Origin of the sequence: Stackebrandtia albiflava (genome assembly GCF_007994225.1) — a bacterium.
Lineage (GTDB): Bacteria > Actinomycetota > Actinomycetes > Mycobacteriales > Micromonosporaceae > Stackebrandtia > Stackebrandtia albiflava.
Genome location: NZ_VLLL01000006.1, coordinates 1,557,347 through 1,579,666 on the forward strand (window position 1 = coordinate 1,557,347; position 22,320 = coordinate 1,579,666).

The 22,320-nt window shown below is 70.3% G+C and carries 23 protein-coding genes and 1 riboswitch; of the genes, 12 read left to right on the plus strand and 11 right to left on the minus strand.

Annotated features, from left to right (window positions below):
* Positions 1–15 precede the first annotated feature (15 nt).
* Positions 16–1,329, minus strand: coding sequence for an ABC1 kinase family protein (locus LX16_RS18180; protein ID WP_147140411.1), 1,314 nt, complete (start codon positions 1,327–1,329; stop codon positions 16–18).
* A gap of 383 nt (positions 1,330–1,712) precedes the next feature.
* Between LX16_RS18180 and LX16_RS26915 the strand changes: the two genes are divergently transcribed.
* The gene (locus LX16_RS26915) at positions 1,713–1,865 is read left to right on the plus strand and encodes a DUF5679 domain-containing protein (RefSeq protein WP_170283865.1); all 153 of its coding nucleotides are present in this window, start codon (positions 1,713–1,715) and stop codon (positions 1,863–1,865) included.
* Between the two features lie 134 nt (positions 1,866–1,999).
* Positions 2,000–2,536: a M48 metallopeptidase family protein gene (locus LX16_RS18185; RefSeq protein ID WP_147140413.1), complete on the plus strand. Its 537-nt coding sequence runs from the start codon at positions 2,000–2,002 to the stop codon at positions 2,534–2,536.
* A gap of 22 nt (positions 2,537–2,558) precedes the next feature.
* Here LX16_RS18185 and LX16_RS18190 read toward each other — a convergent pair whose 3' ends face one another.
* Positions 2,559–3,806, minus strand: coding sequence for a zinc-dependent metalloprotease (locus tag LX16_RS18190; RefSeq protein ID WP_147140415.1), 1,248 nt, complete (start codon positions 3,804–3,806; stop codon positions 2,559–2,561).
* Positions 3,807–3,929: 123 nt separating this feature from the next.
* Here LX16_RS18190 and LX16_RS18195 point away from each other — a divergent pair, with 123 nt between their 5' ends.
* From LX16_RS18195 to LX16_RS18210, 4 genes are all read left to right on the plus strand, one after another.
* Positions 3,930–4,991: a YlbL family protein gene (locus tag LX16_RS18195; RefSeq protein ID WP_147140417.1), complete on the plus strand. Its 1,062-nt coding sequence runs from the start codon at positions 3,930–3,932 to the stop codon at positions 4,989–4,991.
* 256 nt (positions 4,992–5,247) lie between these two features.
* On the plus strand, positions 5,248–8,223 hold the full coding sequence (locus LX16_RS18200) for a UPF0182 family membrane protein (protein ID WP_147140419.1): 2,976 nt from the start codon (positions 5,248–5,250) through the stop codon (positions 8,221–8,223).
* Positions 8,224–8,308: 85 nt separating this feature from the next.
* Positions 8,309–8,602 carry a hypothetical protein gene (locus tag LX16_RS18205; protein ID WP_147140421.1) on the plus strand — a complete coding sequence of 98 codons (294 nt, stop codon included), beginning with the start codon at positions 8,309–8,311 and terminating at the stop codon, positions 8,600–8,602.
* Between the two features lie 63 nt (positions 8,603–8,665).
* The gene (locus LX16_RS18210) at positions 8,666–9,694 is read left to right on the plus strand and encodes a PQQ-dependent sugar dehydrogenase (RefSeq protein WP_147140423.1); all 1,029 of its coding nucleotides are present in this window, start codon (positions 8,666–8,668) and stop codon (positions 9,692–9,694) included.
* A gap of 6 nt (positions 9,695–9,700) precedes the next feature.
* On the opposite strand, the gene LX16_RS18215 is transcribed toward LX16_RS18210, so the two are convergent.
* Complete coding sequence (locus LX16_RS18215; protein ID WP_147140425.1) at positions 9,701–10,078, minus strand: VOC family protein; 378 nt, start codon at positions 10,076–10,078, stop codon at positions 9,701–9,703.
* Positions 10,079–10,258: 180 nt separating this feature from the next.
* A riboswitch (cobalamin riboswitch) is annotated at positions 10,259–10,492 on the plus strand.
* Positions 10,493–10,526: 34 nt separating this feature from the next.
* Between LX16_RS18215 and LX16_RS18220 the strand changes: the two genes are divergently transcribed.
* Both LX16_RS18220 and LX16_RS18225 read left to right on the plus strand, forming a co-directional pair.
* Positions 10,527–11,051, plus strand: coding sequence for an acyl-CoA thioesterase (locus tag LX16_RS18220; RefSeq protein WP_244615867.1), 525 nt, complete (start codon positions 10,527–10,529; stop codon positions 11,049–11,051).
* Positions 11,041–11,664 (plus strand): LysE family translocator, encoded by a 624-nt coding sequence (locus LX16_RS18225; RefSeq protein ID WP_147140427.1) that lies wholly within the window; start codon positions 11,041–11,043, stop codon positions 11,662–11,664. The genes LX16_RS18220 and LX16_RS18225 overlap by 11 nt, the downstream gene beginning before the upstream one ends.
* Before the next feature lie 42 nt (positions 11,665–11,706).
* Here the strand turns inward: LX16_RS18225 and LX16_RS18230 are convergent, their stop codons facing one another.
* The gene (locus LX16_RS18230; RefSeq protein ID WP_147140429.1) at positions 11,707–12,372 is read right to left on the minus strand and encodes a response regulator; all 666 of its coding nucleotides are present in this window, start codon (positions 12,370–12,372) and stop codon (positions 11,707–11,709) included.
* The gene (locus LX16_RS18235) at positions 12,369–13,529 is read right to left on the minus strand and encodes a sensor histidine kinase (protein ID WP_147140432.1); all 1,161 of its coding nucleotides are present in this window, start codon (positions 13,527–13,529) and stop codon (positions 12,369–12,371) included. The genes LX16_RS18230 and LX16_RS18235 overlap by 4 nt, the downstream gene beginning before the upstream one ends.
* 164 nt (positions 13,530–13,693) lie before the next feature.
* Between LX16_RS18235 and LX16_RS18240 the strand changes: the two genes are divergently transcribed.
* From LX16_RS18240 to LX16_RS18255, 4 genes are all read left to right on the plus strand, one after another.
* Positions 13,694–14,596 carry an ABC transporter ATP-binding protein gene (locus LX16_RS18240; RefSeq protein WP_147140434.1) on the plus strand — a complete coding sequence of 301 codons (903 nt, stop codon included), beginning with the start codon at positions 13,694–13,696 and terminating at the stop codon, positions 14,594–14,596.
* The gene (locus tag LX16_RS18245) at positions 14,596–15,369 is read left to right on the plus strand and encodes an ABC-2 transporter permease (RefSeq protein WP_147140436.1); all 774 of its coding nucleotides are present in this window, start codon (positions 14,596–14,598) and stop codon (positions 15,367–15,369) included. Before LX16_RS18240 ends, LX16_RS18245 begins: the two co-directional genes overlap by 1 nt.
* 73 nt (positions 15,370–15,442) lie before the next feature.
* Entirely contained in the window at positions 15,443–16,234 is a 792-nt protein-coding gene (locus tag LX16_RS18250; protein ID WP_147140439.1) for an alpha/beta fold hydrolase, read from the plus strand.
* Positions 16,234–16,785, plus strand: a complete 552-nt coding sequence (locus LX16_RS18255) for a TetR/AcrR family transcriptional regulator (RefSeq protein WP_147140440.1) — start codon at positions 16,234–16,236, stop codon at positions 16,783–16,785. The genes LX16_RS18250 and LX16_RS18255 overlap by 1 nt, the downstream gene beginning before the upstream one ends.
* A gap of 197 nt (positions 16,786–16,982) precedes the next feature.
* Here LX16_RS18255 and LX16_RS18260 read toward each other — a convergent pair whose 3' ends face one another.
* The 6 genes from LX16_RS18260 to LX16_RS18285 all read right to left on the minus strand — a co-directional run bounded on the left by LX16_RS18260 (position 16,983) and on the right by LX16_RS18285 (position 22,249).
* A complete protein-coding gene (locus LX16_RS18260) occupies positions 16,983–18,239 on the minus strand; it encodes an MFS transporter (protein WP_147140442.1) in 1,257 nt (418 codons plus the stop codon).
* Between the two features lie 50 nt (positions 18,240–18,289).
* Positions 18,290–19,570 (minus strand): MFS transporter, encoded by a 1,281-nt coding sequence (locus LX16_RS18265; RefSeq protein WP_147140444.1) that lies wholly within the window; start codon positions 19,568–19,570, stop codon positions 18,290–18,292.
* Positions 19,571–19,696: 126 nt separating this feature from the next.
* Positions 19,697–20,629, minus strand: coding sequence for an alpha/beta hydrolase family protein (locus tag LX16_RS18270; protein WP_147140446.1), 933 nt, complete (start codon positions 20,627–20,629; stop codon positions 19,697–19,699).
* Complete coding sequence (locus LX16_RS18275; RefSeq protein WP_147140448.1) at positions 20,626–21,219, minus strand: ArsR/SmtB family transcription factor; 594 nt, start codon at positions 21,217–21,219, stop codon at positions 20,626–20,628. The genes LX16_RS18270 and LX16_RS18275 overlap by 4 nt, the downstream gene beginning before the upstream one ends.
* 136 nt (positions 21,220–21,355) lie before the next feature.
* Positions 21,356–21,829, minus strand: coding sequence for a VOC family protein (locus LX16_RS18280; protein WP_147140450.1), 474 nt, complete (start codon positions 21,827–21,829; stop codon positions 21,356–21,358).
* 9 nt (positions 21,830–21,838) lie between these two features.
* The gene (locus LX16_RS18285) at positions 21,839–22,249 is read right to left on the minus strand and encodes a DoxX family protein (protein ID WP_147140452.1); all 411 of its coding nucleotides are present in this window, start codon (positions 22,247–22,249) and stop codon (positions 21,839–21,841) included.
* Between the last annotated feature and the right edge of the window lie 71 nt (positions 22,250–22,320).

Consider the following 22,320-nt stretch of genomic DNA (forward strand, 5'->3'; position numbering starts at 1 on the left):
GAGAGGGGAGGGGCGTCATTCCGCCTCGAAGCCCGGCAACCACCGGTCGAGGACCTCACGCCAGGCGGCCTGGGCCTCCAACTGGCACAACACACCGATGGATCCCATGGTGACCCGGTGGATCAGCAGGTAGGACGGCGGCAGGTTGAGCTGCCTGCTCAGCGCGTAGCCCGGACCCTTGGGATTGGACAGCCTGGTCGCCTCGGCGCGCAACCACTCGCGGCTGAACCGGAACTCGTCCTCCGCGATCGGGGCGAGCATGGGGAGCAGGAAGTCCAGGACCACCTGCGGCTCCAACCGGGAATCGCGGGGGATGAACCCCTCGTCGCGCAGCCCGGCGAACACCGCCTCGGCGTCGCCCCGCAACGCCAGGGTGACGAGTGAACCGATCGGCGCGGGCAGACCCTTCGGCAGCCGGGCGACGGCGCCGAAGTCCAACACGATGAGCCGGCCGTCCTCGGCCATGCGGAAGTTGCCCGGATGCGGGTCGGCGTGCAGCAGGCCGGCGCGCGCCGGCCCGGAGAAGTGCAGCGTGGACATGAGCCGGCCCGCGTGGTCTCGTTCCGCCTGGTCGCCGGAGGCGATCACCTCGGCCAGTGGGACACCGTCGGCCCACTCGGTGACGAGCACCCGCGACGAACCCGCCACCACCTTGGGCACCAGGATCTCGGAGTCCCCGTCGTACGCCTTCGCGAAGGCCCGTTGCGACTTGGCCTCCAGGGTGTAGTCCAGTTCCTCCACGACCCGGGACTTCAGTTCCTCGATCAGCGGTTTGACGTCGATGCCCGGTTGCAGGACCCGGAACAGCGCGGACAGCCTGCCGAGTTGTTTGAGGTCGGACACCAGCGCGTCTCCGGCGCCGGGGTACTGCACCTTGACGGCGACCTCGCGGCCGTCCTTCCACACGCCGCGGTGTACCTGGCCGATGCTGGCGGCGGCGGCCGGTTTGTCGTCGAACTCGCTGAACCGGCCCCGCCATCGGGGACCCAGTTCCTCCGCGAGCACCCGGTGCACCGTGGCGGCCGGCAGTGGCGGCGCCGCGTCCTGGAGTTTGGTCAGCGCCGCCCGGTAGGGGGCGGCCAGGTGTTCGGGCAGTGCCGCCTCGAAGACCGAGAGCGCCTGGCCGAGCTTCATGGCACCGCCCTTGAGCTGTCCCAGCACACTGAACAGCTGCTCGGCGGTGCGTTGTTGGACCTTGTCGCTGATGACCTCTTCGGCGAAGCCGGTCACCTTCTTGCCCAGACCGAGGGCGGCGCGCCCGGCGAAGCCGAGAGGGAGGCGCGCGAGCCGGGCGGTGCGGGACACGGTACCTCGGGGAATGTCCGTCACGTTGACAATCGTGCCACGGCCGACTCGCCACGGCCTGAACCGAGGCTTAGAGGCTGTCTTTGACCCTGCTGTTCTGCTGCGCGTCGCCCGGTCGGCGCCTCGCGGCGTTGTCGGAGGTCCTGCGTACAACACCGGTACGCAGGACCTCCTCCGCCTTGCGAATGCACTCGACCGGACACCGCTCGCGACGAACGAGGATCAAAGACAGCCTCTGAGAGCCCGACCGCACCCGGACGCCCCGCGCGAGGGTGTGGCCAGGCGTGCGTCACGCCTGACAAGGCGGCTCGCACGCGGCGCGCCAGGCGTCCGATACGCGCCATTCATGGCATTCTGTGCCCAAGCGCGTGGTGGTTCCACGCCGGAACGATCGAGGGGGCCTTTTAATGGCGATGTACAACGGCTACTGCGTCAAGTGCCGACAGAAGCGGGACTTCGAGGGCACCGTGGAGGAGACCGCGTCGGGTCGGCGCATGGCCAAGGGGACTTGCCCGGTGTGCGGCACCAAGATGAATCGCATCCTCGGTAAGAACGACTGATCTCGGGTTCCCCCGTCGTTGTCCCGGATGGTGGGATGCCGGCGGGGATTTTTGCGGACCAATCACCGCGAATCAGGACACATCGAGCCGCCACGGACTGTACGCGGTGGCGTTGGCTGGATAGCGTACCCACTATGGCCCGGAAAGCTTCTCCCCCGGTTGACGTGCGCCGCAGCACCCGCCGTCGCCGCACCGTCTCGGCCTATCGCGACGGTGAACGAGTCGTGGTCCTCATACCCGACGTCTTCACACGCGCCGAGGAGGCCGAGTGGGTCGACCGCATGCTCGGCCGGCTCACCGAACGCGACATGCGGGCGGGCCGCGGCGGTGACGCCGCGTTGCACGCCCGGGCGGTGAGGTTGGCGAACCGCTACTTCCCGGACCACCCGCAGGCGGCTGCCCCGGCGAGCGTCAAGTGGGTGGACAACCAGAACAGCCGGTGGGGGTCCTGCACCCCGGAGGACGGCACGATCCGGCTGTCGTCGAGGCTCGCCGCGATGCCGAGCTGGGTCATCGACTACGTCCTACTCCACGAGTTGGCGCACCTGGTGATACCGCGCCACGGCCGGGACTTCTGGCGCCTGTTGGAGCGCTACCCGAAGACCGAACGCGCCAGGGGTTACCTGGAGGGCATCGCCGACGCCGGGCTGGAACCCGCGCAGGCCGCCTGAGGCGCCATCCCCGGCGAGCGGGTCACGCCCGCGTGCCGCCGGTCGGCTCGTCCCCGTCCTCACCCTCCTCGTCGCGCGGATCGTTGACGGAGAGCTGCTCGAAGATCGACATGTCGAGGTCGTCGAGCGCGTCGCCGCGTTGCGCGAACGCCTCCGGGTCCGCCAGGTCCTCCGGGCTCGGCATCAGATCGGGGTGCGACCACACCCGGTCACGTTCCTCACCGCCTCGCGCCGCGGTGACCGCCTCCCACAGCGCCGTCGCCTCACGCAGCCGCTTCGGATTCGACTTCAAACCCACCAGTGTCGCGAACGTCCGTTCGGACGGGCCGCCTGTGGCGCGCCGCCGCCTGGCCGTCTCGGTCAGTTTGCCGAGCGAGGCGAGCCGGTTGCCGGCCGCCTGCGCCGCGACGTGCGAGACCCATCCGCCGATGAGCGCCAGCATGTGTTCCAGGCGGGCGAGTGCCGCCTGCTGGGCGGGGGTGTCCTCGGGACGGAACAGTTCACCGAGGTCGATCTGCCGCATCGCCTCGGAGTCGCTGAAGTCGAGGTCGGCGGCCAGCGACTCCACCGCCGACTCGTCGATGTGGATGCCGCTCGCGTACGCCTCGACCGCTCCGACCACGTGGGCGCGCAGCCACGGGACGTGGCCGAACAGCCGGTGGTGGGCCGTCTCACGCAGCGCCACGTACAGCCGCACCTCGTCCTCGCCGATGTCGGTGAGTCCCTCGGCGTACCGCTTCAGGTTGCGGGGCAGCAACGCGGCCGTTCCGGCCGGGCCGAGCGGCAGCCCGACCTCGGTGCTGCTGAGCACCTCGCCCGACAGCTCCGCCATGGCCTGGCCGACCTGGGCGCCGAACAGCGACGAACCGATGCCCTTCATCAACCCGGCCATCGGCCCGAGCATGCTGCGCATGTCCTCCGGGACCAGGCCGTTGAGCGCCTCCGACATCTTGTCGGCGAGCGGTTCGGCGAGTTCACGCCACGTGTCGATCGACTTGGTGATCCAATCGGTGCGGCTCCAGGCCGCCGTCACCGTCATGCCCGACGGGAACGCGGTCGCGTCCTCCAGCCACAGGTCGGCCAACCGCAGCGCGTCGGTGACCGCCGTCGCCTCGGTCGACGAGGGCGAGGTGTCGCCCCCCTGGAGCTGCGAGCGCGCGATCTGCGTGGCGAGATCCCAGTTGATCGGCCCCTGGGACGCCGACTGCGACATCATCTGCTGCAACTGGGCCATCATCTGCTGAACACGGGGGTCGTTCGGATCCGGCATTCCCGGCAATCCGCCGAAACCAAAAGGCGTATCAGGACTCACCTGTGCAACGGTACGCCAACGACCTGAGCGTGGCCTGAATGCCGCGAGATCCGTCCGCGCGTCTGCACGTAAGCTCGGCGCATGAATCGGCGTGGTGTGACGGTACTCCTCGGTGCGGTGATGGTGTGCCTGTTGACCTTCACGGCATTGCAGATGCGGGTGGCGTACGTGGCCCTGGGCCCCGGCCGGACCGTCGACGCGCTGGGCGAGTACCAGTACGTCGGCGCCGACGAGCAGGTCCACACCGCGACGCTGATCACCGCCGACCCGGAGTACAGCAGCGATTCGGAGGGCCAACTGCGGTTGGTGACCGTCGAGATCCACGACCGGATCGACCTGGTGCGCGCGCTGTACTACTGGATCCACGGTGACTACGCGGTCATCCCACGGGAGTTCCAGTACCCGGACGACCGGGACCGGGAGGAGATCCAGCAGGAACAGCGGCAGATGTGGGTGAACTCTCAATCGTCCGCCGAGACCGCGGCGCTGCGTGCCCTCGGGTACCCCGTGTCGCTGCTGGTGACGTCGGTCGACGCGGAGTCGCCCAGCCACGGTGAACTCGTCAACGGAGACGTCATCACGGAGGTCGCCGGTGAGGAGGTGACCTCGCAGCAGCGGCTCGTGGAACTGCTGACCGCGGAGGTCTCCGAGGCGCCGGGAGAGACGATCCCCCTGACCGTCGACCGCGACGGCGAGGCCGAGGCCGCGGAGGTCGTCCCCGAGGAGATGTCGGACGGCACGGTCGTGTTGCCCGGTGTGACGGTCGAACCGGTGCAGGAGGACCCGTTCGGCCTGGAGGTCAACGACGACGAGATCGGCATAGGCGGGCCGTCGGCCGGTCTGGTGTTCGCCCTCGCCATGATCGACCGGGTGACTCCGGAGGACCTGACCGGTGGCCTGGTCGTCGCCGGTACCGGCGAGATCGACGAGGACGGGAACGTCGGCGCGATCGGCGGCGTGGCGCAGAAGGTCGTCGGCGCCAAGGAGGACGGCGCCACCGTGTTCCTCACCCCCGCCGACAACTGCGCGACCGCGAAGGCCAACGCCCCCGACGGTCTGCTGCTGGTCAAGGTGGACACATTGGACGGCGCACTGGACGCCCTGACTGCTCTCCGTGACGGCGGCACTCCGCCGACCTGCTAGACATGACAGTGAACCGTGAGCAACCCGAACGACGGTAGTGAGGAAGTCGCCGAGAGTATGGCCAGGCGGTGTGGACGCGCAGTCCCTCCGTCGTGTCCGGCGGCGGTGGGGAGACCGGTCACCGGTCGCCGGCGGCGTGTCCCCACCACCCCCGTCACACGTCCTCTCGTGACCTCCGGCGTACCGACGCCGGGATCACGCGCACCACGAAACCGCACACACCAGCGAGGGAGTCGCAGTGGCGACACGAACACCAATGCCCCGTATCAACCGCCGAGGTCGTTACGTCCTCGGCCTGCTGGTCGGGGTCATCGCGCTGCTGACGGTCGCCGGTTGGTTCGTCAGCCTGTACACCGACTATCTGTGGTACGACTCGACCGGGTACACCGGCGTGTTCAGCACCACCATCTGGACCCGGGTCATCATGTTCGCCGTGTTCGGCGTCGTGATGGCACTGTGGACCGCGGCGAACCTGTGGGTGGCGTGGCGGTTCCGGCCCGACTCCGTGCCCCACACCCCCGAACAGCAGAGCATGGAACGGTACCGTGCCGCGCTCGACCCGAAGATCGGCTGGTGGTTCGCGGGTGCGGGCATCCTGGTCGGCCTGTTCGCGGGCGTGTCGGCGCAGGACCGCTGGCAGCAGTGGCTGCTGTTCGCCAACTCCCGGGAGTTCGGGCGCACCGACCCGCAGTTCGACGTGGACGCCGGCTTCTACGTCTTCGAGCTGCCGTTCTGGGAGTACCTGGTCGGTGTGGGCTTCACCATGATCGTGGTGGGCATCATCGCGGCGCTCACCATGCACTACCTCTACGGCGCGGTGCGGCTGTCGGGCCGGGGTGAACGCATCACCCCGGCGGCCCGCTGGCACCTGTCGGTCCTGATCGGCCTGTTCGTGCTGTTGAAGGCCGTCGCCTACTACCTCGACCGGTTCGCGCTGACCCTCCAGTACAACGACATCACCGACCTGACCGGCGGTGGTTACACCGAGATGACGGCCCTGCTGCCCGCCAAGGAGATCCTGATCTTCGTGTCGGTGCTCGCCGCGGTGGTCGTGGTGGTGTTCTCCAACTTCTGGGTGCGCAGCCTGCTGGTGCCCGGTATGGCGCTGGGCCTGGTGCTGCTGTCGGCCATCGTGGCGGGCGGCATCTTCCCGTTCGCGATCCAGCAGTTCGAGGTGCGTCCCAACGCGCCCGAGAAGGAGAGCGACTACGTCCAGTACACCATCGACGGCACCATGTTCGCCTACGGCATGGAGGGCATGGTCCGGGAGGACCTGACACTGGACGGCGCACCGGACGCGTCGGCGTTGCTGACCGACACCGGAACCGTGCCGTACACGCGGTTGCTCGACCCGTCGATCGTGTCCGACGCCTTCACGCAGAAGCAGCAGGCGCGCGGCTTCCACGACTTCAACGACAAACTCGACGTCGACCACTACGTCAACGCCGACGGCGAGGTCCAGGACTACGTCGTGGGCGTCCGGGAACTGAACCCCGACCAGCTCAACAGCCAGGACTGGACGGTCCGGCACACCATCTACACGCACGGATACGGACTGGTCGCGGCGCCCGCCAACCGGGTGTGCGACTCCGGGCCGTACTTCGAGTCCGGTTCGCTGCTCGAACTGGAGGACTCCGACGAGTCGGCGGTGGAGGAGGGCGAGGAACCGGCGGAGGATCCCGACTCCGGGTCCACCTGCCGTTCCTCGACGGACTTCGTGGAGATCACGCACCCGCAGATCTACTTCGGTGAGCTCAACAACGACTACGCCATCGTCGGCGTACCCGACGGCGCGTCGCCGCGCGAGTACGACCGCCCGTCGGGCGGCACCACCACGGAGGACAACGCCCAGACCGGTGAGGAGGAGGTCGACGACGAGGGCAACGCCTACGTGACCTACGAGGGCACCGGCGGCGTCGACGTCGGTTCCTTCTGGCACCGGCTGTGGTACGCGTGGGAGTTCGGTGAGACGAAGTTCCTGCTGTCGGAGCAGTTCAACGACAACTCCAAGCTGCTCTACCACCGCACGCCCCGCGAACGCGTGGAACGGGTCGCGCCGTTCCTGACCGTGGACGGCGACCCGTACCCGACCGTCGTCGACGGCCGGATCGTGTGGGTGCTGGACGGCTACACCACGTCGAGCTCGTACCCGTACTCCGACATGGTCGACCTGCAGGACGCCACCAACGACTCCTACACCGGTCAGGGCGCCACGCAACAGGACGCCAGGTCCATCAACTACATGCGCAACTCGGTGAAGGCGACCGTCGACGCCTACGACGGCACCGTCACGTTGTACGAGTTCGGTGAACCGGACCCGGTCCTGCAGGTGTGGGACGCCGCCTTCGGCGACATCGTGAAACCGCAGTCGGAGATACCCGCCGAACTGATGGAGCACCTGCGTTACCCGGTGGACCAGTTCAAGGTGCAGCGGGAGATGCTGGAGCGGTTCCACGTCGACAACGCGCGCGTCTTCATCGACGGCAGCGAGGTGTGGGAGACGCCCCCGGACCCGCGCGTCGACAACGCCAAGCTGCCGCCGTACTACGTCCTGGCGACCTACCCGGGGCAGAACGAGGCGCAGTACCAGCTGACGTCGAACTTCTCGCCCAAGGACCGGGGCAACGTCTTGTCGGCGATCATGACCGGCCGGTACGACCAGGACAACAGACCGGTCCTGACGTTGTACGAGCTACCGAGCGGCCAGGTCGAGTCCACCGGGCAGAAACACCAGGACATGACGTCCACACCGGACGTCGCCGCCGACCTGAAACTGTTCGAGCAACAGGGGACCACGGTGCAGTGGGGCAACCTGCTGAGCCTGCCGGTCGGCAACGGCATCATGTACGTCGAACCGATGTACCTGCAACGGCAGGGATCCAACGAGGGGACGGCGCTTCCGCTGCTCCGCCGGGTCCTGGTGTCCTACGGCGACTACATCGGTTACGAGGAGACCTTCGACCAGGCGATCGAGTCGGTGGTCTCCCAGTACACCGGGGACGACAACGCACCCGAGGACCCGGGCGACGAGGAGACGCCGCCCGACGACGAGACCCCGCCCGACGACGGGGAGGTCTCGCCCGAGGTCCAGGAGGCGTTGGACGCCATCGACCAGGCCATCGCCGACCTCAAGGAGGCCATGGAGAACGGCGACCTCGCCGCCCAGGGTCAGGCGTTGGCCGACCTCGACGAGGCCCTGAAGGCATATGATGAGGCCACCGGGCGGGGCTGACCGCCTCGTCCCACCTGGACTCACGGCGCCGCCCGGTCCGCTCGCCGCGGACCGGGCGGCGCCGTCTCATTCGGAGGTCGACGCAATGGGTGCACTCAAGCCATGGCACATCCTGGTGCTGTTCTGCCTGCTACTGGTGGCCGGGGCCGTCGTCCTGACCGTCGTGCTGGTGACCCGCTCCGGGAGATCGGCGGCCCCGCCGTCGGCGCCCCCGCCGGGTCACCGGTACCCGCCACCGATGGAGTACCCGCCGAGCCAGTACGGCCACGGGATGCCCACACAACCGCCCGGCGAACAACTACAGCCCGGTGCGCCACTGCCCCCGGAGCCCGGCGAGGAACCGCCGCGCGGACCGTCCGAGCCGCCGCCTCCCCGGTGAGCCCGCCCGGGCACGGTGTTGCGGTGCGCCGCCGGGACCGATAGGTTCGGCGCGGAGGCGACTATGAGACTTCGATGGGCTGTGGCGGCGGTGGCCGCGATCGCGGTGGGCGCCGGTGTGGCGGTGCTGGCGCAGGCGGAGGAGGCCGCCCCGGCGGGCGGATTCGACTTCGGGGCGCCGGAGGTCGTCGCGGACGGGCTCGAACTGCCGTGGGGCATGGACTTCCTACCGGACGGGTCGGCGCTGGTGACGCAACGCGACACCGCGCAGATCCTGCGGATGGCCCCAGGTGAGCCCGCCGAACCCGTAATGGTGGTGTCCGGGGTCGTGCCGGGCGGCGAGGGCGGCCTGCTCGGTCTCGCCGTGTCGCCCGCCTACGACACCGACGGACTGATCTACGTGTACTACACCGCCGAGTCCGACAACCGGGTCGGCACCGTCACCCTGGACGACCACACGCCGACACCGGTGTTGACCGGGATCCCCAAGGCGAACATCCACAACGGAGGCCGGATCGAGTTCGGGCCGGACGGCATGCTGTACGTGACCACCGGCGACGCGGCCGACCGTGACGCCTCCCAGGATCCCGAGAACCTGGGAGGCAAGATCCTGCGGGTGGAGCCGGACGGCGCGGTGCCGTCCGACAACCCGTTCCCGGGTTCACCCGTCTACAGTCTCGGCCACCGCAACGTGCAGGGAATCGCGTGGACCGGGGACGGCCGGGCGTACGCCAGCGAACTCGGCCAGAACACCTGGGACGAGGTCAACCACGTCGTGCCTGGCGCGAATTACGGGTGGCCCGTCGTGGAGGGACCCGGCGGTGAACCCGACTTCACGCCGCCCCTCCACACCTGGACCACGGCCGAGGCGTCACCCAGCGGCGCGGCGATCCACGGCGAGACCCTGTTCGTCGCGGCACTGCGAGGCAGTCGGCTGTGGCTCGTCCCGCTGGACGGCGGTGAACCGTACAGCGTCCTCGACGGATCGTACGGCCGGCTCCGCACCGTCGAGATCGGACCGGACGGCTGGCTGTGGATCGCCACGTCCAACGGCGGCGACGACCTGGTGTTGCGGTTCCCGCCGACCACGTGACCCGCGTCAGCCACGGGGCCGGAACAGTCTGGCGTACCGTCCGGTGTCGGCGGTGAAGTCGACGATCCTCACCGGATTGCCCGCCGGGTCCCGGAACAGCGCGTAGCCGCCGGTCGGCAACGTCACCGGCCCGAACATCCAGTCCAGGTCGGAGTACGAGGCGTGGAACCGCGCGACGTCGTCGATGCGGAACACCGGACCGGCCCCGGCCGCCGACTCCACGGGATGTCGTTCCAGCATCACCTCGACATGGCTGGAGTCGGGTCCCGCCAACAGGACGGTGTCGTGGTCGGGCCTGGCGACGTCCCGGAATCCGACCTTCAGGTACAGGTCCGCGGCGGCGTCGATGTCCTCCACGGGATACATGGTGCACAGAAGTTCCATACCCCGCACTGTGCCGCAGCCGACCGGTGTTCCGCAATCGTCGATCCGGGTGTGACGGAGGTCCCGCCGGGAGGCCCCGGCCGCGCCGGTTCACCGGTGGTGACGCGTCACATTCGGACGGTCCGGGCGGCTCGCCGGTCGTCGGCGGGCTAGCCTGCGACCGGCGTTGGTTCACCCGGCCGATCCGGGTGTCGAGCCGGTTCCCCTCGTGGCGGGCCGGTGGAGAGGGAACCCGGTGCGATTCCGGGACTGCCCCGCAGCGGTGAACGAGAACGACCGCCGTCAGGCGACCGGCACGGCCGGGTCGCCGAGCACTGGGCTCCAGCCCGGGAAGCGACGGCCGGTAGGCCCACCGGTGGTGACCCCACCGGATCGCTCACAGTCCGAAGACCTGCCGCGCCCGGCACCACCGTGCCGTCTCCGCACTCTCCTCGAGGGAAGGAACGCAGTGACCACACGCGAACCCGTGCCCGCGCGCACACCCGCCGACTCGGCGATCACCGTGTCCAGCATCATGAGCCCCCACGACACCAACCTCATGGGCACCGTCCATGGTGGAGTCGTGTTGAAGCTCATCGACTCGGCGGCCGGGGTGGTCGCCGCCCGGCACTCCGGTGGCCCCGCCGTCACCGCCTCCATGGACGAGACGGTGTTCCTGGTGGCCGTCCGCGTCGGCGACGTCGTACACGTCGACGCCCGGATCACCTGGGCCGGCAGGACCTCCATGGAGGTCGCCGTCAAGGCGACCGCCGACCGCTGGAACGAGTCCGTACCGCCCACCACGGTCGCCACCGCCCACCTCGTGATGGTGGCCGTGGACGCCGACGGCGTCCCCCGCCCCGTCCCGGAACTCGTCACCGAGACACCCGAGGACGTCCGGCGATACCGGCAGGCGGAGATCCGCCGCAGCCACCGGCTCGCCCTGCGCGCCGCCCTGAAGGCCGCCGGTGAGGCGGGCGACGATGTTGCCTGAGGCCGCGACCTACCTGGCGTACCTGGGCGCCATCGCGCTGCTGATGATCACACCGGGACCGGACATGATGTTCGTACTGGCCAACGCGGGACGGTGGGGTGTGCGCGCCGGCGTCGCCGCCGCGGTCGGGGTCGCCGCCGGTGAGGCCGTCCACGTCGCGGCGGCGGCGGTCGGCCTGGCGTCGCTGTTCGCCGCGAACCCGGTGCTGTACCAGGTGGTCCGGTACGCCGGTGCCGGATATCTCGTGTGGCTGGGGATCAGGGCGCTACGGCACCGGGCCGACACCGCCCGGCCGCAGTCCGGCGAGTCGGGATGGTGGCGGTCGTTCCGGCGCGGCCTGGTCACCAACGTCCTCAACCCGAAGATGGCGTTGTTCACGGTGGCCTTCCTGCCGCAGTTCATCGATCCCGCGCGCGGTTTCGTCACCGGGCAACTGCTCGTGCTGGGCGCCACCTTCATCGCCGTCCAGTTGACGGTGGACCTCGGGCTCGCCCTCCTGGCCGGGCGGTTCGGCGACAGGTGGCTGCGGCGGCCGTCGGTGGCCCGCCGCATCAACACCGTCACCGGCACCGTCTTCATCGGACTCGGCGCCCGGCTGGCGACACTGGGCTGACGCGGTACCGGTGCGGTCCGGCCGCACCGGTACCCGCACGGTTCACCCTCGGGGCACGATCAGTCCGCTCTCGTAGGCGATGATCACCAGTTGCGTCCGGTCCCGGACGGCGAGCTTGGTCAACAGGTGACTCACGTGCGTCTTGACCGTCGCCAGGCTCACCGTCAGGTGCGCGGCGATCTCGGCGTTCGACAGGCCCCTGCCCACCAGCACCAGGATCTCCCGCTCCCGCGCCGTCACCTCGTCGAGCCGGCGCGCGAGCGGCCCCGGAGCGGCGGGCCGCCTGGTGAACTCGGCGATGAGCCGACGGGTGACGGTGGGCGCCAACAGGCTCTCACCGGCGGCCACCACCCGGATCGCGTGCAGCAACTGCGCCGGTGGCGCGTCCTTCAGCAGGAAGCCGCTCGCCCCGGCCCGCATACTCGCCCACACGTACTCGTCGAGGTCGAACGTCGTCAGCATCAGGACCCGTGTCGCGGCGTGGCGGCGGCATATCAGCCGGGTCGCCTCGATCCCGTCGGTGCCGGGCATCCGCACGTCCATGAGCACGACGTCGGGGGACAACCGGTCGGTGGCCCGGACCGCGGCCGCGCCGTCACCCGCCTGGCCCACCACGCGGAGGTCGTCCTCGCAGTCGATGAGGACCGCGAAACTGCCGCGCAGCAGTTCCTGGTCGTCGGCGATCAGGACGGTCGTCGGCGCGGTCATGACACTCCGGAGGGCAACGGCAGGGACGCGGTGACCCGGAATCCGCCGTCGGCGGTGTGGTCGGCGTGGAACTCCCCATGGTAGGCCGCGACCCGTTCGGCCATGCCGCGCAGGCCGTGCCCGGGCACCGAGGTCGCGGACGCGGCCCGGCCCGCGGTGTTCTCCACCAGGATCCGCAGCTCCCGCGACTCCACCGTCACCGAGACGTCGCACCGCGCCGGAGCCGCGTGCTTCACCACGTTGGTCACGGCCTCCTGAACGATCCGGTACGCCGCCAACTCGACACCGGCGGGCAGCGGGCCGGGAGACGGCGCGTGGACGTGCAACTCGACCCCGGCCGCCGCCGCCCGCGCGCCCAGCCCCGGCAGGTCCGCCAGCCGGGGAACCGCCTCGTCGATCGTGTCCCCGGTGCGCAGGATCCCCAGGATGTGCCGGATCTCGGTGAGCGACCCCTTCGCCGCCGACTCGATGTCGCGCAGCGACTCCCACGCCGTCTCGGGACGTTTGGCGCCGACGTGGTTGGCGACCTGCGCCTTCACCGCTATCAGGCTCATGGTGTGCGCCACGACGTCGTGCAGTTCGCGCGCGATGCGCAGCCGCTCCTCGGCCACCCGTTGGTCGGCCAGTTGCCTCGCCGCCGCCGCGGCCGCGTCCCGGCGGCCCTGCACCGCCTGCCCCAGACTCCAGGCACCGCCGAGCACCACGCAGCCGATCAGCAGCGACGTCAACATCTCGGGCGCCGGCGACGGCGCCCCCATCACCGTCAGGCACGGGAACACCGACAACACGATTCCGGTGATCACGGTGGTGAGGACCCGGCTGCGCGCCCGGTGCCCGACCGCCACCGTGTACAGGGTGAAACCCGCCGCCGCGAACCAGTCGTAATGCCAGTCCCACAGCAGTGACGACAGGGTCGCCACCAACACGATCCCGAACGCGGTACGCGGCAGGTACCGCCGGAACCCGACCGGCAGCGTCATCGCCGCCGTCAGGACCACCACCGCCCACACCGGCACGGCGGTGTCACCGGGGAGGTCGGCGAGCACCAGCAACCCGAATCCGGCGACGGCGAGCCAGTCGAGCGCCACGAGCCGGCCGGGAGGCCGCGGTCCGGCCGGGGCGGGCGGCCACGCCGGAGAGGTCGATGGGGCGTTCACCCTGCGACCCTAGCCGCGAAACCGCCCCCCGGCCTCCGGCCGGAGGATGTCATCCCCGGGGATGAGGGCGCCGGTCGGTGGGCCACCCGGTCACTCCGGCGGCCGATGTCGATGTCGGTCGGCGCCCCGATGCGTACCGGTCCGGATCCGGCGAGGCTTCCGGTGTGATCGAGATACGAGATCTGACCAAGCGATACCGGGGCCGGGCGGCCGTCGACGGACTCTCCTTCGACGTCTCGCCCGGCACGGTGACCGGCTTCCTGGGCCCCAACGGGGCCGGCAAGACCACGACCCTGCGGGTGCTGTTGGGCCTCGCCGACGCCGACGGCGGTTCCGCCAGGCTCGGCGGCCACCGATACCGGGACCTGCACCGACCACTGTGTCACGTCGGTGCGCTTCTCGACGGCGGTGGGCATCCCGGGCGGACCGCCCGTGGACATCTCAGGGGGATGGCCGCCGCCAACGGCATCGGTCGTCAACGGGTGGAGGCCGTCCTGGACGAGGTGGGCCTGGCGTCGGTGGCGCGCAGGCGGATCGGCGGCTTCTCCCTGGGTATGCGGCAGCGGTTGGGGATAGCGGCGGCCCTGCTGGGCGATCCGGCGACGCTCGTCTTCGACGAACCGGTCAACGGCCTGGACCCCGACGGCGTCCGCTGGCTCCGCGAACTGCTGCGGCGGCTGGCGGGGGAGGGGCGCACGGTGTTGCTGTCCAGCCACCTCATGAGTGAGATGGAGTTGACCGCCGACCGCCTCGTCGTCATCGGGCGGGGGCGGCTCGTGGCCGACACCTCCGTCGCCGAACTGGCCGCCCGGTTCTCGCAGGGCGTCTCGGTGCGCACCCCGGACCCGGACGGACTGTCGGCCGTGGTCGCCGGAGCCGGAGGAGAGGTGGCCACCGGGCCGGACGGCGCGATCTTCGTGTCCGGAATGGACGCGGCCTCGGTCGCGGAGGCCGCGGCCGCCCGCGGCGTCATCCTGCACGAGGTCGCCACCCACCGGTCGACGCTGGAGGACGCCTACCTGCGGTTGACCGCCGACAGTCTCGAATACAGCGGAGGTGCGTCGTGATGCGGCAGTACACGTCGGCGGTGGCCGGCGAATGGCACAAGCTGGCGGGTCTGCGCTCCACCTGGTGGGCGTTGACCGCGATCGTGGTGGTGGCCTGCGGGCTCGCCGGGCTGTTCGGCGCGTTGTTCGAGGGCTATCCCCAGACCGCGGAGGACGCCAGGGCGTTCGATCCGATGTTCCCCACCGGTCTGGCACTCAGTAACGCCCTGCTGGCGGTGGTCGCCTTCGCGGTGCTGGCGATGGGCGGCGAGCGGTCCGGCCGGTCGTTGCAGACGTCGTTGCTGGCCGTACCACGTCGGGGCGTCCTGTACCTCGCGAAGTTGACCGTCACGATGCTGCTGGTCCTGGCGGTGTGCGCGGTGACGGTGCCGGTGTCGTTCCTGTTGTCGCAGCGGACGTTGGGCGACCTGGGAGTGGGATTCGACGCGCCCGGGGCGGTGGAGATGGTCGCCGGTTCGACGTTGTACCTGCTGTTGATGGCGGTGTTCGCCTTCGGTCTCACCGGGATGTTGCGCCGGTCGGCGTTGGTGCTGGCGTTGTTGATGCCGCTGCTGTTCCTCAGTTCGCAGGGTTTGGGGAACATTCCGGCGATCAAGGACGTGGTCCAGTGGTTCCCGGACCAGGGCGGTCAGATCATCCTGCACGTGGTGCCCGAGGACGATTCCCGGTTCGCGAAGGACTACGGCGCCTGGACGGGGTTGGCGGTGGTCGCGGGCTGGGCGGCGCTGACCTGTGTCGGAGGGTGGCTGGTCACCCGGCGGTCCGAGGGCTGAGGACCCCGGGTTGCACTCCTTGGCTAAGCATGTTAGCTTTTTGGCTAACCTACTTAGCCAAGGAGTGAGATCAGTGAAGACCATCGCCCTCGAAGACGGAACCATCGCCTACCGGGAGTCCGGCCCCGCCGACGGCCCGCTCGTCGTCCTCGCGCACGGCATGGGCGACACCCACGCCACCTACCGGTTCCTCGCGCCGGAACTGGCCGCCGCCGGATACCGGGTGATCACCCCCGACCTGCGCGGCGCCGGAGAGTCCTCCCTCGAATGGCCCCGCTACGGCACCCTCGCCGTCGCCGAGGACCTCACGGCGCTGATCGCAGGCCTCGGCGGACCCGCGGTACTCATCGGACACTCGTTCACCGCCGGTTCCGTCGCCCACATCGCGGCGGACCGGCCGGACCTGGTGTCCGCGCTGGTCCTCCTGGGCCCGGCGGTCCGCCACGAGAAGCCCAACCCCGTCATGAACCTGGTGGCGAGACTCGTCACCGGTAACGCCGCATTGTGGACGATGTACTACCGGTCGCTGTACCCCGGTGCCAAACCCGCCGACTTCTCCGAGTACCTGGCCGGCCTGAAGAGGTCGCTGCGCCGCCCGGGCGGGATGCGCGCCGTGCGGGGAACCCTGGACTCCTTCACCGTCGACCGCCCACCCGAGCTGTCGAAGGTCACCGCCCCCGCGCTGGTCGTCATGGGAGGCAAGGACGGCGACTTCTCCGACCCGGCGGGCGAGGCACGCCGCATCGCCACCACCCTGGCCGGGCCGTCCGACGCGCTGGTGCTGCCGGAGTCGGGCCACTATCCGCACGTCGACGCCGCCGCCGAGGTGACCGCGGCCGTGCGCGAGTTCCTGGCGGCCCACTGATGGCGCGCGCGGGACTCACCGGCGAGGTCGTCGTCGACCTGGCACTGGAGGTCGTCGACCGCGACGGACCCGACGGGTTGACCCTCGCGGCCGTGGCCAAACTCGCCACCGTCGCGACACCGTCGCTGTACAAGCACGTCGCGGGCCTGCCCGAGCTCCGGACCCTCGTCGGCGTCCGGGTGATGGACGAACTCACCGAACGGGTCACCGCGGCCGTCCTCGGCCACGGCGGCGTGGCCGGGCTGGAACGCTTCATGCGGGCGTACCGCTCCTACGTCGCCGACCATCCGCGACGCTACGCCGCCATGCCGCAGCGGCCGTCGGACGACCCCCGGTGGGCGGCCGCCTCAGACCGGTTGGTGGGAGTGCTGTTCGCGCAGCTCGACGGGTGCGGCCTGACGGGGTCCGCCGCCGTGGACAGGGCGCGGGCGATCCGCGCCGCCGTCCACGGGTTCGCGACCCTGGAGGCCGCGGGCGGCTTCCAACTGGCCGAGGACGTCGACGCGAGCTACCGGCACCTGACCGAGCTGCTGACGGCCGGTCTCCGCTAGCCGCCACCGACCGCGGGACCGTTGCGGACCAGTGGTGCCTTCCAGGGCGGGGCGCACCCGGATCCGGCTCGGGGGCCGCCACTCCTCCTCCCCATGGCGTCGAGCCTATGCCGCATCGGGGCGGGCGTCGAGGCCCGCCGCCGGGGGCTGTGGATAACCCACCGGTTGTGGACGACGGGCGGGGAACGGTCACGGGTTCAGGCGACGGGGGCCACCTCGGGTCGCTCGACCGGTTTCGACGACGGGTGCCGGAACGCCGCCTTCAACAGCAGGAGCGCCCCGATGCCGCTGAGGATCGCCGTGGCGCCCTGGATGTTGAGGACGGTGACGACGTCGAGTCTCCCGGCGGTGAATCCGGCGATGGCGGTGCCCGCCAGCAGCGACACCGACATGACCGTCGTGATCAGTGACAGGACGCGGCCCCGCAACCGGTCCGGTACGGCCTGCTGGACCATCGTCAACCACGCGGCCATCGACACCGAGGCCGGAACCCCGACCAGCACCATCAGCGCGATCGCGGGCGGAACGTGCGGGTACCACTGGGGGTAGTTGAAGATCGCCAGATCGATCAGCCCGAAGCAGATGATGCCGCCGCCGAGCACCACACGCGGCGACAGACGGGCCGCGATGACACCTCCGGCGAGGCCGCCGAGCACACCGCCGACGGCCTGCGCGGCGTTGAGCCAGCCGTACACCTGGCTCCCGCCGCCCAGTTCCTCGGCCACGAACACGACGTACAGGGTGCTGAACACGCCCTCTCCGAGTTGGCTGACCGCGATGAAACCGGTCAGCACCCACAGCAGTCTGTTGTGGACGACGATGTCGAAGCCCTGCCGCAGTTGCCGCCACAGCCCACGGGTCGCCGGCTCCCCGGGGTCCGGTTCGGCGGTGTGGCGTCCGGTGACCATCACGACGAGGGCGGCGGCGAGGAGGTACGTGGCCATGTCGAACCAGACCACGCCACCCAGGCCCGCCCACACGGCGACGGAACCGCCGGCGAGGGGACCGAGGAACCGGGCGAGGTTGTTGTTCACGGCGTTGAGTGAGTTCGCCGCGGCGAGGTGACCGGCGGTGACGACCCTGGGCAGGAGCGCGTTCTCGGCCAGTTGGCTGAACTGCCCGACGCTCTGGGACGCCAACGAGACGGCCACCACGATCCACACCCGGCTCGCGTCGTCGACCAGCAGCAGCGGCAGGAGGATGACCGCCTGCGCCAGGTTCGCCCAGATCATGACGTGTCGCCGGTCCCAACGGTCGACCAGGACACCCGCGAACGGCCCGATCAGTAGCGCGGGAACGAAGCCGGCGGCGGTGGTGGCGGCCAGAGCGGCGGCCGAGCCGGTCAGTTCGTACACCGTGATGGGCAGGGCGATGCGGAGCATCCAGTTGCCGAGCATCGAGATGAGCCCGGCCCACCACAACAGTCCGAAGTTCCGTTGCCACAATACGGTCATGATCGCCTCGTTATGATGTCGCTATGAATGCCAGCGACATCATAACGACATCAGTCACGCCGCGCCACCCGCTCCGGAGAGGCGATCGGTGACGGCTGTTCAGGGTGCCCCGTCGTGCGCAGCAGGACCAGTGCCGCCGACCCGGCCGCGATGGGGGTGAGCGCCTGAAGGCTCAGCACGGTCACCACGTCGAGGTGGGACTGGCTCGCCGCCGCGAGCCCGGTGCCCACGATCATGAATCCGGCCATGACGGCGCCGCGCACCGCGAACACCCTGCCGCGCAATCGATCCGGTGTCCGGGTCTGCACGACGGTGGTGAGCGCCGCCTGGCTCAGTGCCGAGGGGAGGCCGACGACGATCATGGCGGCAAGCCCCGGCCACACGTGCGAATACCACTGTGGATAGTTGAAGGTGAAGAGGTCGCAGCAGCCCAGCGCGACGAGCCCGAAACCCAGGATGTGACGTTCGGAGAACCGCGCGGCGAACCGGCCGCCCGCCAGGCCGCCGCACACCCCGCCGACCGCCTGGGCCGCGACCAGCCAGCCGTACGCCGCGGCCCCGCCTGCGATCTCCTGCTCCACGAACACGACGAACACGGTCGCCATGACGCCCTCGCCGAGTCCGATGAGGACGACCATGCCGAAGACGACCCGTAGCGGACCGTCGGACACGATGGTGGAGAACCCCTCGCGCATCTCCCGTGCCACCCGCCGCACCGGCCCGGCCGCCGCCGACGCCACCCCCGCGGGACGATGCCCGCCCGAGACCAGGGCCGCGAAGCCGGCCGCCACCAGGTAGGTGGCCGCGTCGAGCACCACGACACCCGGCAGCCCGACGGTCACCGCCAAGGTGCCGCCCAGGACCGGACCGACGAAACGGGCGAGGTTGTTGTTGACGGCGTTCAACGAGTTCGCGGTGAGTAGGTGCCGCCGGGGGACCAGCCGGGGGAGCAGCGCGTTCTCGGCGATCTGGCAGAACGGGCTCACGCCCGCCGACACCAGGGCCACCACGACGACGATCCACACCTCCGAGGCGGAGTCGACCAGCAGCAGCGGCGCCAGCACCGCCGCCTGGACGAGGTTTCCCACCACCATGACCCGCTTGCGGTCCCACCGGTCGACGTAGACGCCGACCAGCGGGCCGATCAACAGGGCGGGCAGGAGCCCGGCGGCGGTGGTGGCGGCCAGCGCCGCCGTGGAGCCGGTCAGTTCGAGGACGGTGACGGGCAGCGCGACGCGCAGCGTCCAGTTGCCCAGGAACGAGACCAGGCCGCCCCACCAGAGCAGGGCGAAGTCACGTTGCCGCAGGACGTGCAGGGTGTCCGAACGCATGGGGATCCTCGTCGGGATGTCGATCGACACCGCAACGGAGGTGGATTCGCCGGAAACGGTTGCGGGCGGCCCGGGACGGTCCAGTGCCGGCGGAGACCGCGACGCTATCGGACTCCGCCGGGGTTGTCAGCCGGATTTCCGCGCGGCGAGGAACCCCCGCAACAGCGTGAGGAATCCGGGGGCCAGTTGCGCCGTCCGGTCGGTGCCGGGCGTGGGAGGTGCGATGAACAGCCCGTGGTCGGCGTCGGGGAACACGGCCAGTCCGTTGGCGGGGTTCTCCGGCAGCCCGGTGGCGAAGGCCGCCACGCCCTCGGCGACGGGTACCAGCGGGTCGGCGGCACCGAACAGCGCCAACACCGGGCAGCGCACGTGCGGCAGGATCGCCTCGGCGTCGAAGTCGATGATGCGCGCCAGGAACCCCAGGCCCGCCTCGGTGTCGAAGTAGCGGGTCGTTGTGGCGTACCAGGGCCGGTCGGAGAGGGAGTTCTGCAGTTCGAGGACCTCGGCGACCGGTCGTCCGTCCGTGAGCAGCCGGGCGCGTTCGTCCAGCCAGGCGAGTGCCTCGGCGGTCTCGGCCTCGGCACGGCCCTCGGCCCGCAGGTCGCGTGCGATGCGCACCCGGTCCTGGCGGGCGGGTGAGACGCCGGGACCCGACAGCGACACGATGAACCCGACCTGGTCCGGAGCCAGTTTCGCCGCCGACAGTGAGACCCAGCCGCCCTGGCTGACCCCCAGCAGGCCGACCGGGCCGGCCACCTCGGCGCGACGGCGCAGGACGGCGGCGGCGGACAACGCCTCGTGAGCGCGGTCTTCGAGGGTCTGCGTGGTCCAGTCGCCGGGCGAGCCACCGCAGCCGGGTTTGTCGTGGGTGAGTACGACCGCGCCGAGGGCGGCGACGCGTTCCGGCCAGCCTCCCCAGTCGTCGGCCGTGCCGTCACCCGAGCCGTCGACCATCACGACGCCCGGCAACGGTCCGGGCAGGTCGGGTACGTGGACCAGGGCGTTCAGCGGCCCGGTCGGAGTGTCTACAGTAGTGGAAGCGGTGTGGACCGTGGTCATGACGGGGTCTCCTCCGGAGGTGGGGCGGTGTCGGTGGCGGAATCGGGGTCGAGCCTGATCGAGAGTGGGGTGGCGGCCAGCAGCATCCGGACCAGTCGGCTCCCGGGTGGTCGGGTCGCCGGGTCGGTGAGGCGTTCCACATAGGGCTCCAGCACCTCCCGCAGTCGCCGGTTGACGTCCGCGAGTTCGGCGGCGGTGAGCGGGAGGCTCATGCCGCCCAGTGACGCCGCGTCCCGCCATTCGGCCGGTTCGGTCCCGTGGTGGTCCACCCAGTCCAGGAGCCGGCCCGCCTCCCGTTCGATGAAGACCTTCTCCAACTCGGCGGCGGCCGGATCGTCGGAGGACCACCGCTGCCGCAGGTCGGTCAACCGCCAGTGCCGTTCCCGGCGGTCGGGGCCCGGGGGAGCCTCCTCGACGAACCCGTACTTGGCGAGCTGGCGCAGGTGGAAGGAACAGGACGCCTGGCTGTGGCCGAGCTCTCTGGCGCAGGCCGCGGCGGTGGCGCGTCCGCGCACCGCCAGCAGCTCGATGAGGTCCAGGCGCAACGGGTGCGCCAGGGCGCGTAGCGCGCGGGGATCGGTGGACGCCATAAAGCCAAAGATATCTTTGGCTTTATGGCGGTGCTCCGGCGGGGTGGCGTGTGCCGCGTGGAGAACATCCGAGCGGTGCCCCTCGCCGGGGATTCGGCGTGGTCGGCGCCTCCGGTGGACGGAGGCGCCGACCGGGTCACAGCCGCAGTGGTGCCGGAGGCGTGCCGATGAGTGTGGGGTCGGCGCGCCAGTCGATCCCGGGCACGTCGATGTACAGCTCGATCTCATTGCCGTCCGGGTCGGCGATGTAGAGACTGTGCGTGACGTGATGGTCGGTCGCGCCGAGGATCGGCACGCCGGCCTCGTCGAGGCGCCGGACCGCCTCGCGCAGTTCGTCGTCGCTGTCGCCGATCTTCAGTCCGAAGTGGTACATGCCGACCCGGCGGCCCCTGGGCAGCGGAGCGGCGTCCGGGCCGACCTCGATCAGCAGCAGCTCGTGGTGGGTGCGGCCGGAGGGTGCGGCGAACGCGGCGAAGCCGGCTCCGGCGAGTTCCGCGACGTCGCCACCGGGGAGGATCTGCCGCCAGCCGAGGACGTCGCGGTAGAACCGCACCGACACGTCGAGGTCCCTGACGTAGAGCACCACGTGCCCGAGTTCCATCACACGCATGTCGTCTCCCTAACCCGCCGTCGCGGGGGCCGACGCGGTGACCGGGCGTCCGCCGCGCAGCCGGGCGAAGTCGCGCCAGGCGACGAAGCCCGCCACGATCGCGAGCACCGCGTTCATCGGCAGCGCCGCCCACTCGCCGCGCGCGGCGTGCAGGATGATCGCCCCGGCCATGATCAGGACCAGGCCGGCCGCCGCCATCGGTGTCAGCACCTCCGCGATGCGGAACGCCGCGGGCAGTATCAGCCCGGCCGCGGCGGCGAGCTCAAGGGCGCCGATGACCGGCACCGACCATTCCGGGAAGTCGGACACCCACGGCATTCCGGTGGCCAGGCTCTCGACGGGCGTCGAGACCTTGGTGAAGCCGGCCATGCCGAAGAAGCCGGCCAGGCCGATTCGCAGGATCCACAGCAGTATCGTCATCGTCACTCCAATGATTGAACCTTCAAGTGTTCGACACCATAGCACAGTTGAAGGTTCAAGTGTCGCCGTAT